The organism is Streptomyces tricolor, assembly GCF_002155905.1.
In the GTDB taxonomy this organism is placed as follows: Bacteria; Actinomycetota; Actinomycetes; order Streptomycetales; family Streptomycetaceae; genus Streptomyces; species Streptomyces tricolor.
Genome location: NZ_MUMF01001032.1, coordinates 1 through 501 on the forward strand (window position 1 = coordinate 1; position 501 = coordinate 501).

Sequence of the window (501 nt, forward strand, 5' to 3'; positions counted from 1 at the left end):
CGGCTCATCCGGCGGCGGGCGGCTGCGCCACGACGCGCGGCGGCGTGAAGAGATGCTCACCCACGCGTTTGACGAGGCGGGCCATCTCATAGGCGACCAGCCCGATGTCGGCCGTCACCGCGGTGAGCAGGGCCAGGCAGGAGCCGTCGCCGGCGGCCGCCACGAAGAGGAACCCGTCGTCCATCTCGACCATGGTCTGGCGCACCCCGCCCGCTCCGAAGTGCCGTCCCGCGCCCTTGGCGAGGCTGTTGAAGCCGGATGCCACGGCGGCGAGATGTTCGGCGTCCTCCCGCGCGAGGCCGGTCGAGGCGCCGACCGCCAGTCCGTCGTTGGACAGCACGACGGCGTGCCGTACCTCACGCACGCGCATCACCAGATCGTCGAGCAGCCAGTCCAGTTCGCCGGTTCGCTGGCCGGTCCTCCGGTTCGGGTCCTGGGTCATGCCGGGTCTCCTTCGGTGCTGTGCCTGCCCCTGCCAGGTGCCGGGGCGGGGCCGCGGCC

Annotated in this window: 1 protein-coding gene; it reads right to left on the bottom strand. The window is 72.9% G+C overall.

Annotated elements, in window-relative coordinates:
• Nucleotides 1-4 precede the first annotated feature (4 nt).
• Nucleotides 5-442, bottom strand: coding sequence for a roadblock/LC7 domain-containing protein (locus tag CCN44_RS42540; RefSeq protein ID WP_059247918.1), 438 nt, complete (start codon nucleotides 440-442; stop codon nucleotides 5-7).
• Nucleotides 443-501: the final 59 nt, after the last annotated feature.

Coding starts and splice junctions, on each gene's coding strand:
- CCN44_RS42540 (WP_059247918.1), bottom strand. CDS start 442: ATGACCCAGGACCCGAACCGGAGGACCGGCCAGCGAACCGGCGAACTG.